The sequence below is a fragment of the Sulfurihydrogenibium sp. genome, from assembly GCF_027448985.1.
GTDB lineage: Bacteria > Aquificota > Aquificia > Aquificales > Hydrogenothermaceae > Sulfurihydrogenibium.
The window spans coordinates 1-13666 of sequence record NZ_DAIDMN010000034.1; the positions used below are offsets into that span (position 1 = coordinate 1).

Below are 13666 nucleotides of genomic sequence, written 5' to 3' on the forward strand. Positions count from 1 at the left end.
ACGAGCCTCTTCTATCGCGTCTTCCAATATCATGGCTCCAGCCGGATATTCTCCTCTTATGTAAATAAATCCCATCTCAGCTCCAAGAGCGTATCCGGATATTATCATACCTTCTATCAAAAGGTGTGGGTCTCTTTCTATTATTATTCTGTCTTTGAATGTTCCGGGTTCACTTTCATCTGCATTACAGATAAGGTATCTTGGTTTTGGGTTTGAAAGAGCAAATCTCCACTTTCTACCTGTAGGGAATCCGGCTCCTCCTCTACCTCTTAAAGTACTTTCTTCTACCATTATGACTATGTCTTCCGGAGTGAATCTCGTAAGGGCTTTTTTTAAAGCGGAGTATCCTCCGGTTGTTTCGTACTCTTGGATATCAACAGTTCTGTTTTCTTTTGCCCTTTTTAAAAGTAGGTTAATAGAGCTGTTTGCATTTAAATCAGGTATATTTGGATAGTATCTCATATAACTTTTCCTCTGTTATTTTTGTTCCATCGTACAAATCATCGTCTATCATAAAAGCTGGAGCCACACTACATGCTCCTATACATTCTACAGTTTCTATGTAAAATCTACCATTTTTACTTTCTTCGTTGGCTTTTTCTCCTGTAATCTTTTCAAAAAGCTCCAACAACTTTTTACAGCCCATTATGTGGCAAGGAAGATTTTTACACAATCTTATATGATGTCTTGCTTTTCTTTTTCTCCTAAACATATCGTAAAAAGAAATGACACCTTCTATATGACTTAAAGGAACCTGTAAATATTCAGCCAACTCTTCCATGTGATGAAATTCTATATCTCTGTATTTTGAATATATAAGATGTAATGCAGGAATTATTACCTGCTCTTTTACAGGGAATGTTTGGACATATTTATCAATTTTCTGTCTAAGTTCTTGCGTGAGGTATTTATATTCCAAATCAGTACTCCGGATTAATATAACCATTTATATTTTATAACATTGTTTGAAAATTTAAAAGCCTAAACACCTTATGATAGGAATCATACATAGTTTATTAGCAGGTGGAATGACCGGTTGGAACAACTATAAAAACTCAAAGAAGAGATAACGACCTTTCTACAACTTCTTCCGGAGATATTAAGGTTAAACACCTAAAATCTCCGGATTTACATACATCTTTTCCATGTAAATCACACGGTTGACAGTTTATTCCCTTAAAAATGTAGTCTCCCTCATCTTTAAATGGGGCAAATCCAAAGTAAGGATGTGTACCGCCGTAAATCATCAAAACTTTTACACCAACAGCTCTTGCCATATGTGCAACAGCAGAGTCATTACTTATTACGAATTTTGATTTAGATATAACAGCTAAGCTTTGTCTCAATGTAAGTTTTCCTCTTAAATCAATTACTTTATCCGGATAAACTCCTTTATCTTTTTCTCTATCTTCTTTTGAACCTACTAAAACAACCTTAAAACCTTTTTTTAAAAGTAATTCTGAAACCTTACCGTAGTACGGGTACATCTTTGTAAGATACCTTGCTCCAGCTCCTATAACAACATAGTTATCAGGCAAAAAATCTAAATTGTAAAAATCTTTTTCGTCTAAAACAATCTTCGGTCTGTAATCACCACTTATTCCAAGACACTCTAAAGTTTGTAGGTAAGCTTTTATCACGTTAAAATTTGGGTCTAAAATTTTCAATCTTCTTTTTATACCTTGTTTTTTATATCTTATAACCTGTCCTTTTACAAAAAAAGAAACCAAAAAAGACCTTAAATTACCATGAAGGTCTAAAATGTATTGGTATCTATCAAGATTCTTTGAAAATTTTATAATGTTCTTTAAGGATTTTAACTCTTTTTTATCCGGAGTTATCAGATTTTTTATACGGTAATCCTTTGAAAACAGTTCAGCAAAAGGTTTTAACGTCAAAAAATCTATCTCATATCCTTTTTCATAAAGTGGCTGTAAAACAACAGATGAAAGTATAACATCACCAAGAGAAGAAAACCTTATTACAAGGACTTTCTTTAAATCATTGTCTTTAATCTCTCTATCTCCTGCTTAAACTCTTCTACCATCGTTGGATGGTTGTATTTTCTGGCTTGCTCTATCCCTCTTTCGTAGGTTTCTATGGCTTGTTCTATATCTCCTATGTTTAGGTAAGCTTGAGCTAAAGTTCTGTATGCGGCACCTTGGTCATCGTACACACTTAGGTATTTTTTCAAGTAAACTATCGCATCATCGTACCTTCCTTCTTTAAAAAATTCTAATGCGACACCGTACAGTCCTAAAGGGTTATTTGGGTCTTTTTCTAAGGCTTTTAGCAATGCATCTATTTTACTACTCATTTTCTTCCTCCACTTTTAAGTAATCTTTTACCTTTTCAAAATTTTTAATCCATTTTAACTCTTGTACACTTTTATAATATCCTCTTATTGACCTATCTTCTATGATTAATTTCGCAGTTTCCTCCCCTATGTAAGGTACTTTTTCCAAAGTTAGCTCATCTGCTTTATTTATATCTATTTTTAAATAATCTGATGTGTATTTAGGTTGGTCTTTAACAATTGATGGAATGTAGGATAGCAGTAGTAAAAAGGTTGTAAATATCCATATGCCAAGTGTTTGAACTTCCAAAAGTTTTTGATTTGTTTTCAAAGTGCTTCCCTTCCTGTTGTAAAATTCCAAAATCCAAGCTCTCTTTCAATGATTTCAAAATCGGATGCGGTTATTCTTACTTGATTGTCAACTCTTTTTAAGATAAATGGGTAGTTGTATCCGGCTGCGGTTGTGTTTGCCAAGTAATCAAGAATTTCTTCTTTTTTTATCGTAGGTTTATCCGGATTTTGATAGTACTCAATAAGGTTAATAGCCCTAACATCACTATACTTTCCATAAAAAGATTCTATCATTAAATCATAAAGGTTGTTGTTTAACTGTGGGTCTATATCTTTTAGTTTTCCAAACTCTGATTTTAAATTTTGAAGATTTTGTGGTACTGACTTTGAATATCCTAATTCTTTACAGTATGTTAAAAATAGTTTTATATCGGGAACTGGATATTTCAAAATATCGTTACCTGTACTTGTTTTTGCAATTCCTAGTATGATAGGTTTGTAATCAAGATTAAGAAGATTATAAAAGGTTATCAAATGTTCATAGTAAGCAAGTTGTGAAATAACAACTTCAAACAAATCTCTCCTTTTTTCCGGAAGGTTTTCTAAAACCAACTTGGATATATCTTTGGATAAAGAATAAATTGATGGATAAGATAAACATTCTTTTTTTAATTTTTCATAGACTTTTGATACAACATCAAAAATTTTTTCCTCTTCTATCTCTTTCGTGAACCAGTAAGGTAAAGGAAAAGGTATTATAAATTTACTTGTTAATGTTCCGTCAAGGAGAATTACATCCGGATTTTTTTCCTTTGCAAGGTTGTAAGCAGCTTTAATTTCAGATAAAAACATAAAAAGAGTCAGTAAAGTTTTAAAGTTATCGGACTGTTTTATAACGGAGATATAAATATCACCAACAAACGCTTCATCTTTTTCTAAATTAGAAGGATTAAAACTCTCCGCATAACCACTAAAAACACCAAGAAAAAAACCTAAATACTGTTTACTGTAAAATGAACCATCAGATGAACATACATGGGCATCTTTATGTTGAGGAGTATAATTGGTCCAATTTTCTAAAACTTTATCAACGGATACATTATCATCTTTACTTTCTAAATAACTTCTTATTTCTTCTTTTCTTTCTCTTACTATTTCTAAAAGTTGATACAACATTTTACAACCTCAACTGTTTTTCAGTAATAGCAATCATCTGTTTTATTATATCTTCTTGAGGATAATCTTTAAAGTCTGTTTGAATCCGGAAAATTTCTAAATTTTTATTTTCATCAATAACCGAAAATCTCAAATATCCATCAAAGTCCGCTCCAAACGCCTTAACGTTTGGATTGTTACATTGTGTAAGGTATTTAGCATAAATGACAAGTTTTATATTACATCCGGAATTGATTATTCCTTTTTTTAAAAACTTGCTTACTTTTTCTTTTATGAGGTAATCGTTACTCTCTATCTTTAAACAACTGATTTTGCCTACATAACTACTATCGTAAATCTTATAGTAAACAGGTTTCTTACATCCAGATAAAAGTATTAAGCAAATTCCAAAAATAAACAAAATTCTCTTCATGGCAAAATATTATAACTCTTACTTATGCTAAAATTATATCTGTTTTTTTACTTAATCTGGAGTTTATACAGTTGGATAGAAAACTAATAATAACAACAGGAACAAAAAAGAATTTTTATTTGATTTTAGAAGATAACACTCCTGTTGAACTTAAAGTTGAAGATATAGAAATGTCAAAACAGGCAGGAAATATATACAAAGGAAAAGTTATCAGCTACAGCTCAGCAATGGAAGCTTACTTTGTTGATATAGGAGAAGATAAAGAAGCCTTTTTACCTAAAAAAGATGTATGTGAAGAAGAGTGTAAAAATCTAAAAAAAGGTTCGGTAATACTGGTTCAGGTAAAAAGGTCTCCTGTAAGTACAAAGGGAGCTAAGCTTTCTTGTAAACTTTCTTTGCCTGGAAAGTTTTTGGTACTACTACCACAAAACAAAGGTAAAGTCTCAATATCATCAAAATACGAAGACCAAGAGATAAGGGATAATTTAAAAAAAAGAATTACAAACCTAATAAACCAATTAAATCCGGATAACTACGGCATAATAATAAGAACATCAGCCATAAACGCAACCGATGAAGAGATTATAGAAGATTTTCAATTTTTGAAAAGATTATGGGAAGAGATAAAAAAAGATTCAGAAAAGTTAAAAGCCCCTGCCCTTGTTTACGAAGAACCATTTAAAGCCTTTACTATAGTTAGAGATTATGCAGCTGACTTTTCAGAAGTTGTATGTGACGATATAAAAATATTAAAACAGATAAAAAGTTTCATCTCAGAAAATTTTCCAAATTCAACCGTAAAACTAACCCCTTACAGAAAAAGAAAACAGTCCCTATTCTTTGAGTATGGAATAGATAAGGTTATAAACAAGATACTATCACCTTACGCTTACATGAAAAGTGGTTCATACCTTGTAATTCAGGAAACAGAGGCGTTGGTTGTGATAGATGTAAACAGCGGAAGCTGTCATAAACAAAAAAATTTAGAAGAAACAGCCTTTAAGATAAATACAGAAGCGATAAAAGAGATTGTCAGACAGATAAGACTCAGAGATTTAGCTGGAATAATAATAATTGATTTTATAGATATGATAGAAAAAGAACATAAAGAAAAGCTTCTTGAAATGCTAAAAGAAGAGTTTAAGAAAGATAAAAGACCTGTAAAGATAAAAGGTTTGACACAACTTGGACTTGTAGAGCTGTCAAGAAAAAAAATAGAAGAGAGTTTAGTCAAACAACTTTCTCAATCCTGTCAGGTATGCTATGGAAAAGGATATTTAAGGTCAGAAGAAGTCTTACTTTTTGAGATAGAAAAAACATTACAAAAATTAAAACCTTACTCAAAATTAAAACTTGTACTTAATCCAAAACTGTCCTACGAAATAAACAAGCTTCTTGAAAACTTAAATCTTAAAGATGTAGTAGAAATAGAGTATAATAATAAAATGCATGTAGACAAATATGAGGTAGAAAAGATACTATGAAGAAGATAATCACTTTAATTTCTCTTTCTGTTTTTGTCTTTTCCTGTGGTAGCAAGACGGAGTTTTATGTAGGAAATGAGAAACTATCAAAAGGTTTACAGCTTTATCAAAAAGGAGAGTATAAAAAGGCAAAAGAAGAGTTGAAAAATGCAATATTCAAATCCCAAGGATTAACACCATCGGAGCTTATGGAAGCAAGGTTTGCACTGGCAGACTCATATTACAACAGAGAAGAGTATGTCGATGCGATAGTAGAGTTTGAAGAGTTTATAGCTCTTTTCCCTACTTCCGGCAAAGTTCCGGAAGCACTTTATAAACTTGCAATGTCTTACTTGTTTGTATCTCCGGATTACAAAAGAGATTTAACATATGTAAACAAAGCGGAAGAAAAAGCCCAAGAAATTTTAGATAGTTACCCAAACAGTAAGTATGTTGGAGCTGCAAAAGAGATAATAAAAAAAGTAAACGAGATAAAAGCAAAACACACCCTTTACGTTGCTGAAACTTATGAAAAATATGGAAAACCATACTCAGCTGCAGTTTACTATCAAGAAGCATACACAAAGTATAAAAACTATATAGAAAAAGATTACGTCATCTACAAATTAGCTTACAATCTTATCCATTCCGAAGACCAGTACAAAGGAGAGATAGAAAACTACAAACAACAGATAAAAGACCTTGAAAAAAAGATAGACCAAGAGAAAGATTTAGAATCTAAAAACGTTTTAATAAACAGAAAGAAACTGTTAGAAGAGCAGTTAAACACCTTATTAGAAAGAATAAACAACTCAAAAGAAAAAGCAAAAGAGATAATAGCTTCATTTGATAAAGCTTATCCGGATTCAAAATACAAAGAGCAAGTAAAAAACCTTGAAAAAGAGAGTAAATTGCAAAATTTATTAAGAAAAATTAATCTGTAAGAGGTGATATGGAAACGTTGGAAATTTTGAGAAAGATTGTAGAAAAAGCAGAAGAGAAAAAAGGAGAAGATATAGTTACATTAGAAATAGGTAAGATATCACCAATAGCGGATTATATGGTTATCTTATCCGGAAGTGTTCCCGTCCATACAAGAGCTATATGTGATAACATCATATCCGGATTAAAAGAGTACGGTGTAATACCACAACATTTAGAAGGATACACAGAAGGAAGATGGATAGCCATAGATTACGGAGACATAATGGTAAACATATTCCTTCCGGAAATTAGAGACTACTACAAACTTGAATGGTTATGGTCCGATGCACCAAAAGTTGAATTTGAAAATGTAAACAAGGACACTGATTAATGTCCATAGGCATATTTGATTCCGGAATAGGTGGACTAACAGTTTTTAAAGAAGTTGCGGAAAACTTTCCAAAAGCAGACATATACTACTTAGGAGACACAGCAAGAGTTCCCTACGGAAACAAATCAAAGGAAACCATAATCAGATACTCTATAGAGTGTGCAACCTACCTTTACCACAACTTTAACGTAGATGTTTTGATAATAGCATGTAATACAGCATCTTCATACGCTTTAGACACATTAAAAAAAATCCTGCCAATTCCTGTAATAGGAGTTGTAAAACCAGGTGCACAAGTAGCAGTTAGATACACAAAAAACAAAAAGGTTGGTGTAATAGGAACAGTTGCTACAATTAGAAGTGGCTCTTACCAACAGGAGTTAAAACAGTTAAATCCGGATTTAGAAATACACCAAAAGCCCTGTCCTTTATTTGTTCCGTTGGTAGAAGAAGGATGGATAGATAACGAAATTGCAAAGTTAACAGTAAAAGAGTACCTTCAAGAATTGATTGACAAAGGAATAGATACTTTAATACTTGGTTGTACTCACTACCCACTCCTGAAAAACACTATAAAGGAACTATACCCTCATATAAACATAGTAGACTCATCAATCGCAATTGTAGAATATATAAACAATCTCAAATTAGACTTAAATGGAAATGGTAAAAGACATATACTAATCACAGACGAGTCCCACGCTTTTGATAACTTTAGAAAACTACTGATAGGTGATGCAAAAACAGAAAAAATAGAACTATCAGACTTATGTTCATTATAATTTAGAAAACAAAAGCATCTGAAACGCTTCCCACTAAATCTTTAACGCCCGGATAACTCCCTTTACAAACATTATCTTCTTCAAGCATGTAGTACTGGTCTAAAGTCATTATAGGCTCAGGTATAATCGCAAAAACAGGAATCATAAAAAGAAACATCTTTTTGGGAACTCCTATAACAGGTCTTTTTATTCCAAGATAATTCAAAGCAAACTCAAAAAGCTCTTTGTAATTTACAACCTTGTTACCACAAAGTTCAAAAATCTGATTTTTTATTTCACTTAAAGATGCTTTTTCAAAACAAGTTGCTACATCGTAAACATTAACCGGCTGAACTTTGGCATCACAAGGAGCCAAAAAGAAAGGTGCGATTTTACTGTATTTTTTCAAATCATCAAAAAGTTTTTGCTCTTTTCCCATTATTATTGACGGTCTAAAAATGACGTAATCTAATCCGGATTTTTTCAGATATTCTTCTGCCATTGCCTTTGTCTTTTGGTATCTACTTTTTGAGTTTAAGTTTGCTCCAAGTGCTGACATCTGTATAAACTTTTTCACTCCAACTTGTTTTGATACATCAATCAACCTTTTTGGAATTTCATAATGAACCTTTTCAAAAGTGTTTTCCGACGTTTCCCTTAATATACCAATAAGGTTTATCACCACATCCGGAATAATATCTAAAATCTCATCACCAATGTTATTTTTTAGTTTTATTGTATTTACCTTTCCATCAAATATGTCTTTAGCTTTTTGTTCATCTCTAACAGCCAAAAAGAGCTCTGCCTTGTTTAACAACTGTCTTACAACATACCTTCCTACAAAGCCTGTAGAACCATAAACTAAAATTTTCATAGTTTTAAATATAAACATTTTAATTTGCTTTTTCAATTCTAAATTAATAATTTCATATACGTTTTATGATAAACTATTAATCAAAAAGGAATTTTATATGAATACCAAAAAAGTGATGATAAGCAAAGAAATTTTAGATACATTAGACCATCTTTCAATTCCCGATGAGGATAAAATTTCGTTTTTTAATATACTAATTAATCCGGATGTTTCGTTTATGTTTTCTGTATGTGTTAAAAAAGATAATATTCTACAAACATTTAAATGTTATAGAGTTTTACATAACTCTATAAATGGTCCTTATAAGGGAGGTTTTAGGATTACACCGGATTTAAATTATGAAGAACTCTTAGAGCTTTCTATTCTTATGACGTTAAAAAACTCTTTACTTGATATTCCATTTGGTGGAGCAAAAGGAGGAATAGTAGCAGATGTTAAACGTCTAACAGAATCTGAAAAGGAAAATTTAATTAGAGAGTATGCAAAAAAGTTAAGTAGATACACCGATGAGTATACAGACATTCCTGCTCCAGATATTAATACAGATGAGAAAGATATGAATATTTTTTTTGATGAATACTCAAAAATAAAAGGAAAACCGGTTTATGCTATAGTTACGGGAAAATCACCAGAGTTAAGGGGTATAAATTTTAGAAAGCTCTCTACAGGCTACGGTGTTGCATATATAACAGATACTGTTATTAAAGATTTTTTAAAAAATAAAAATGTAAGAATTGCTATTCAAGGTTTTGGAAAGGTCGGAAAATATACATTTAAAAAGCTTGAGGAATTAGGTTATAAAATAGTGGCTGTATCAGACTCGGAAGGCGGGATTTTTTCGGAGGAAGGTTTGAATTTTGAAGTTGTAAAAAAGATAAAAGATAATTATGGTTCTGTAGTAGAAGTAGCTAATTTAAATAAAAATGTAAAAATTTTAAATCCGGATGATTTTATCTTTGTTAACTGTGATGTTTTCATACCAGCTGCAAAAGAAAATGTTATAACAGAGAATAATGCTGAAAAAATACGAGCAAAAATAATAGTCGAAGGTGCGAATTCCTCCACCACGCCGGAAGGAGAAGAAATTTTACATAAAAATGGGAAAATAGTTGTTCCGGATATATTAGCAAATTCCGGAGGTGTTTTCGTAAGTTATTATGAATGGTTAAAAGGTTTAGGAGTAATGGAAATATCAGACCAAGAAATAGATAACACAATGAAAGAAAAATTGTTAAAATCCTATGATAAAGTTAAAAAAATAGCTTCAGAAAAAAATTTAACATTTAGACAGTCCGCATTGTTTGTAGCCCTTGAAAATCTATATATGAGAGCAAAACTCAGAAAAGTTATTTAACTAAATCCTTATGAACCGTTTCCCATACTTTGATAGCTTCCTTACATTCTTCCAAGTTAGGAACAAGAGCTATCCTAAAGTAGTCACTTTCACAGTTTCCTTCCGTTATTTCAAGGCTACTACAAAAATTTTCCCCAATTGATACAACGATACCATTCTCCAAAAGAGCTTTTACATAATCTTTTGCAGGTATACCTTTTGGAGATTTTATCCATATGTAAAAAGTTGCTTTTGGATAGAGGTATTCAAGACCTATCCTGTCTAAAAACTCTATAAATAAATCTCTTTTTTGTTTGAATATCTTATTTCTTTCGATTACATGATTTTCATCTTCCCACGCAGATTTTGCAGCTTGTTGTATAAAATCCGGACTTGCTACTCCAAAGTTTGCCCTTTCTTTTCTATAAAAAGATATTATTTTTTCATCTCCGGCAACAAATCCGGATCTATAACCTGTCATACCACTTCTTTTTGATAGAGAGTGGAATACAACTACATTATCAATTCCAAACTCTAAAGCGGAATGGGGTTTTTCGTCAAAGTATATTTCTGTATAACACTCATCGGAACAAAGTATAATGTCATACTCTTGACATATTTTTATAGTCTCTTCAAAATAACTTGGTGGAGCAACGGCTCCCGTTGGATTATGTGGATAGTTTATCCATACGATTTTTGTTTCTTCCAATATAGATTTTTCTATTTTATCAAGTCTAAGTAAAAAACCGTCTTCTTCTCTTAATTTTATAGCTGTTGGGATACCATCTGCATAAAGGGTTCCCCTTTCGTAAACAGGGTAGGCAGGTGTTCCAAATATAACTCTTTTTTTATCTTCCTGTGGGTCTATAAAAACAAGGGGAAAATGAAATATAGCTTCCTTTGAGCCAGCAGATGGAATTATTTGAGTATCCGGATTTAATTTTACATTAAACCTTTTTTCAAACCACTTTGAGATGGAATGTCTTAACTCTTTTCTTCCTAATACAGATGGGTACTGGCTTACCTCTGGAACGGCATCTATCAGGGCTTTTCTTATAAAGTTTGGTGTTGGCTCTTTTGGGTCTCCTGTACCAAAATCGTATATCTTTATTCCTTTTTCCTTTAAAGATGCTTTAATTCTATTCAACTCTTCCATAGGATAATTTTTAAGGTTCTTTATAATTTTATTCATCAAAAACCTCTTTAATGGATTTTCAAATCAATTTAAGTTTTATTATTCTATAAGAAATTTATCTAATTCTTTATATATTCTTTCAATCTCCTGTTTAAGGACAGGAGAATTTTCATTAAACCAACCATTGTTATACCATTTGTAATAAGGAGTATTCACTATGTTCCATCCAGCTCTTTTTAAAATATCCATTCTTTCTAAATGAGCTTGTGAATATGTTTTTCCATCTAACTCAAAGTGGTGAATTCCATCTACTTCTACAGCTACAAACCTTTTATTTGTATGATTGTATAAAACAAAGTCCAACATTTTTTGACCACATGCATTTACTTGGTTATATATTTCAATATTATGATTCGGTTTTTTACTGTTTATATATTCAACCAAATAACCATATACAATTTTTTCAAATTCTGACTCAAATAATGATAGATCAAGTTTCCATATTAGTGGATTTATAGTCTTTTCATCATAGTATCCCTCAGAATCAATTATTTCAGGTTCAAATCCAAAATTTTTAAAGTATTTTCTTGTTAAGGTGAAGTTAGCAGGTAGTCCTGAATATACAAAAAAGGTAAAGTATTTAGCACGACTTGTTGCAACATTAAACCTGTTCTTATTTTCATAATGTCCTACACTTCTAATAGAATCACTATCAACCGATAGTGAAAATATAATTACATCTTTTTCATGTCCTTGAAATTCTTCTGGAGTTCCTATCATAATATAATCAAGATTCTCTTCTAATAAAAGCTCTTTTATAAATTCAACTTGATCCCTTATCATGGAGATTACTCCAATAGTAAAATTCTTTGGTACAATATCAGGGAGTTTAATACCTTCATATTCTCTTTTAGCTGTTATTGATTTGATAATCTTAATAACAGCTTTTGCTTCTTCTTCTATTACTTTCCCATTTCTTTTCCCATTTACCTTTATAGGAGCAAAACATTGCTGAGATATATTATATGGATTTTCTGTCATAATTTTAAGTTTACCATCATAAAATTCTTTATTTGTAAACTTTGCTAACAATGGTAACGACCTAAAATGTTCATCCAGCATGGTTTCTCTTATATTAAAGTTGTTCTCTTCAGATCTAATAAAATCCAGGACAGAAGAAGTTGTTATTGTTAAATTCCTTTTCTGTGCATTATGAAAAGAAAGGTTTGCAGGTTTATATTTCTCCCAAGTTAATCTATCTAAACTTTTACTTATTCGAAAGTTTAAACCTGTTGAAATCAAACTTAATTGCTTATGGTCTCCAACGATACAAATATTCTTTCCTCTATAAAATACAGGAATTATTTCTGCTAAATTAACTTGTGACGATTCATCTACGATTACCAAATCAAAAAGATTAGCCTTTACAGGTAAAATTTCATTTAAGTTTCTTATTTCTGATATCCACACAGGAAAAATATCTAATATTTTATCCCACTCTATTGCTTTTTGATAGCTTTTTACTCTACTTGCCTTTTTATAATTTAACATTTTCGAAAATGTCTCTAAATTATTGAATATACTTTTATCTGATAAGCTTTTTAAAATACGATATTTATTTTTTAACTTTATATATTCTACTAATAGACTCTTAAGATGATTTTTATCTTGTTCTATTGATTTTCTAAAAAGGACTATATCTTGTTGTATTTGCTTACTTATTCTTTTTATTTTAACTAGATTTTTTATTATTTCAATAATTTCAGCTAAATAGAAATGAAGTGTACTACTCTTAATATAAAACTTGACTCCATTTGGTTCTATAATGTCTGGAAGAATTTTTTGTATATTGACTAATATGCTGAGTTTATGCCTAATTGATAAAATATTATCTTTACCCATTTTTTCGCTATAATCTTTTAGTAAATTAAGAGCTTTTTCAAATAAAGAGAATTTTTGATCGTTAATATCTAAAACAGTATTAATGTTTACTTTCCCTTGGTCTAATTCATAATATTTCTCTTGAAAATGATTCATTTTTTTTAAAAATTCTTCATTAAGCTTAAAAAATTCCCTTGTCAATTCTATATTCTTTTCTATTTCTTTTCTTAAGTTTTTTATTTTCTGATTATAGTAAAATATTTCTGATTCAACATTTTTAAGTTCATTCTCAACCTTACTCAATTCACGATTATAAATATTCCTTAGGTTGATTAAAAGTCTAATACTTTCTTTTAGTTCCTGCTTTATATCTTTGTCAAAATAGATTAAAGGTAAAATATTTTTGTCTGTTTCTAAAAAAGGTTTTACTTTTTCTTTAATAACTTCGACAGCAGGAACTTTTTGAGATACAACTAACACCTTTTTTCCGAAAGAAGGCTACAATTACGATGAAGAGTATAAAAAGCATTTAAATAAATCAAAGAGTGTGTTTGATGGTAGGTTGAAGTTTATTGATGCTAATCACTTTTTTATAGCACCAATACCAAGCGAAATTTCAACTTATAAAGCTTTGAGTTTATTGATAGATGAGATAAATGATACAGGGACATTCCAAAATGAAACGCTAAAAACTTTATTTGATGGTGTATTTGCGGATAGTTTAGTAAA

The 13666-nt window shown here is 30.8% G+C and carries 15 protein-coding genes and 1 pseudogene; 6 read left to right on the top strand and 10 right to left on the bottom strand.

What is annotated here, in order from left to right; translation table 11 throughout:
• From NE054_RS04210 to NE054_RS04240, 7 genes and pseudogenes are all read right to left on the bottom strand, one after another.
• Positions 1-462 (bottom strand): annotated as a pseudogene (locus tag NE054_RS04210) (NADH-quinone oxidoreductase subunit F); the annotation flags it as partial.
• The gene (locus tag NE054_RS04215) at positions 437-919 is read right to left on the bottom strand and encodes an NAD(P)H-dependent oxidoreductase subunit E (RefSeq protein ID WP_297888943.1); all 483 of its coding nucleotides are present in this window, start codon (positions 917-919) and stop codon (positions 437-439) included. The pseudogene NE054_RS04210 and the gene NE054_RS04215, both read right to left, overlap by 26 nt.
• Before the next feature lie 136 nt (positions 920-1055).
• Positions 1056-1898 (bottom strand): glycosyltransferase family 9 protein, encoded by an 843-nt coding sequence (locus tag NE054_RS04220; protein WP_297888944.1) that lies wholly within the window; start codon positions 1896-1898, stop codon positions 1056-1058.
• A gap of 98 nt (positions 1899-1996) precedes the next feature.
• Positions 1997-2317, bottom strand: a complete 321-nt coding sequence (locus NE054_RS04225) for a tetratricopeptide repeat protein (RefSeq protein WP_297888947.1) — start codon at positions 2315-2317, stop codon at positions 1997-1999.
• Entirely contained in the window at positions 2310-2627 is a 318-nt protein-coding gene (locus tag NE054_RS04230) for a helix-hairpin-helix domain-containing protein (protein WP_297888950.1), read from the bottom strand. Before NE054_RS04230 ends, NE054_RS04225 begins: the two co-directional genes overlap by 8 nt.
• Complete coding sequence (locus NE054_RS04235) at positions 2624-3763, bottom strand: DNA double-strand break repair nuclease NurA (protein WP_297888951.1); 1140 nt, start codon at positions 3761-3763, stop codon at positions 2624-2626. The genes NE054_RS04230 and NE054_RS04235 overlap by 4 nt, the downstream gene beginning before the upstream one ends.
• Before the next feature lies 1 nt (position 3764).
• Entirely contained in the window at positions 3765-4175 is a 411-nt protein-coding gene (locus tag NE054_RS04240) for a hypothetical protein (protein WP_297888953.1), read from the bottom strand.
• Positions 4176-4246: 71 nt separating this feature from the next.
• On the opposite strand from NE054_RS04240, the gene NE054_RS04245 reads away from it, so the two are divergent.
• The 4 genes from NE054_RS04245 to murI are packed head-to-tail and all read left to right on the top strand — an operon-like array spanning position 4247 to position 7735.
• Positions 4247-5659, top strand: a complete 1413-nt coding sequence (locus NE054_RS04245; protein ID WP_297888956.1) for an Rne/Rng family ribonuclease — start codon at positions 4247-4249, stop codon at positions 5657-5659.
• Positions 5656-6582 (top strand): outer membrane protein assembly factor BamD, encoded by a 927-nt coding sequence (gene bamD, locus NE054_RS04250; RefSeq protein WP_297888959.1) that lies wholly within the window; start codon positions 5656-5658, stop codon positions 6580-6582. Before NE054_RS04245 ends, bamD begins: the two co-directional genes overlap by 4 nt.
• A gap of 8 nt (positions 6583-6590) precedes the next feature.
• Positions 6591-6953, top strand: coding sequence for a ribosome silencing factor (gene rsfS / locus NE054_RS04255; protein ID WP_297888962.1), 363 nt, complete (start codon positions 6591-6593; stop codon positions 6951-6953).
• Positions 6953-7735, top strand: coding sequence for a glutamate racemase (gene murI / locus NE054_RS04260; protein ID WP_297888965.1), 783 nt, complete (start codon positions 6953-6955; stop codon positions 7733-7735). Before rsfS ends, murI begins: the two co-directional genes overlap by 1 nt.
• 1 nt (position 7736) lies before the next feature.
• On the opposite strand, the gene NE054_RS04265 is transcribed toward murI, so the two are convergent.
• The gene (locus NE054_RS04265; protein WP_297888968.1) at positions 7737-8588 is read right to left on the bottom strand and encodes a complex I NDUFA9 subunit family protein; all 852 of its coding nucleotides are present in this window, start codon (positions 8586-8588) and stop codon (positions 7737-7739) included.
• Positions 8589-8685: 97 nt separating this feature from the next.
• Between NE054_RS04265 and NE054_RS04270 the strand changes: the two genes are divergently transcribed.
• A complete protein-coding gene (locus tag NE054_RS04270) occupies positions 8686-9942 on the top strand; it encodes a Glu/Leu/Phe/Val dehydrogenase (RefSeq protein WP_297888972.1) in 1257 nt (418 codons plus the stop codon).
• Here the strand turns inward: NE054_RS04270 and dapC are convergent.
• Together dapC and NE054_RS04280 are read right to left on the bottom strand one after the other, a co-directional pair.
• A complete protein-coding gene (gene dapC / locus NE054_RS04275; RefSeq protein WP_297888975.1) occupies positions 9935-11113 on the bottom strand; it encodes a succinyldiaminopimelate transaminase in 1179 nt (392 codons plus the stop codon). The genes NE054_RS04270 and dapC overlap by 8 nt on opposite strands.
• Positions 11114-11155: 42 nt before the next feature.
• Positions 11156-13417: an AAA domain-containing protein gene (locus NE054_RS04280; protein WP_297888976.1), complete on the bottom strand. Its 2262-nt coding sequence runs from the start codon at positions 13415-13417 to the stop codon at positions 11156-11158.
• A gap of 67 nt (positions 13418-13484) precedes the next feature.
• On the opposite strand from NE054_RS04280, the gene NE054_RS04285 reads away from it, so the two are divergent.
• The coding region (locus tag NE054_RS04285; RefSeq protein WP_297888978.1) for a hypothetical protein at positions 13485-13666 on the top strand (182 nt) is incomplete at its 3' end.

Coding starts and splice junctions, on each gene's coding strand:
- rsfS (WP_297888962.1), top strand. CDS start 6,591: ATGGAAACGTTGGAAATTTTGAGAAAGATTGTAGAAAAAGCAGAAGAG.
- NE054_RS04270 (WP_297888972.1), top strand. CDS start 8,686: ATGAATACCAAAAAAGTGATGATAAGCAAAGAAATTTTAGATACATTA.
- dapC (WP_297888975.1), bottom strand. CDS start 11,113: ATGAATAAAATTATAAAGAACCTTAAAAATTATCCTATGGAAGAGTTG.
- NE054_RS04240 (WP_297888953.1), bottom strand. CDS start 4,175: ATGAAGAGAATTTTGTTTATTTTTGGAATTTGCTTAATACTTTTATCT.
- bamD (WP_297888959.1), top strand. CDS start 5,656: ATGAAGAAGATAATCACTTTAATTTCTCTTTCTGTTTTTGTCTTTTCC.
- NE054_RS04225 (WP_297888947.1), bottom strand. CDS start 2,317: ATGAGTAGTAAAATAGATGCATTGCTAAAAGCCTTAGAAAAAGACCCA.
- NE054_RS04235 (WP_297888951.1), bottom strand. CDS start 3,763: ATGTTGTATCAACTTTTAGAAATAGTAAGAGAAAGAAAAGAAGAAATA.
- murI (WP_297888965.1), top strand. CDS start 6,953: ATGTCCATAGGCATATTTGATTCCGGAATAGGTGGACTAACAGTTTTT.
- NE054_RS04265 (WP_297888968.1), bottom strand. CDS start 8,588: ATGAAAATTTTAGTTTATGGTTCTACAGGCTTTGTAGGAAGGTATGTT.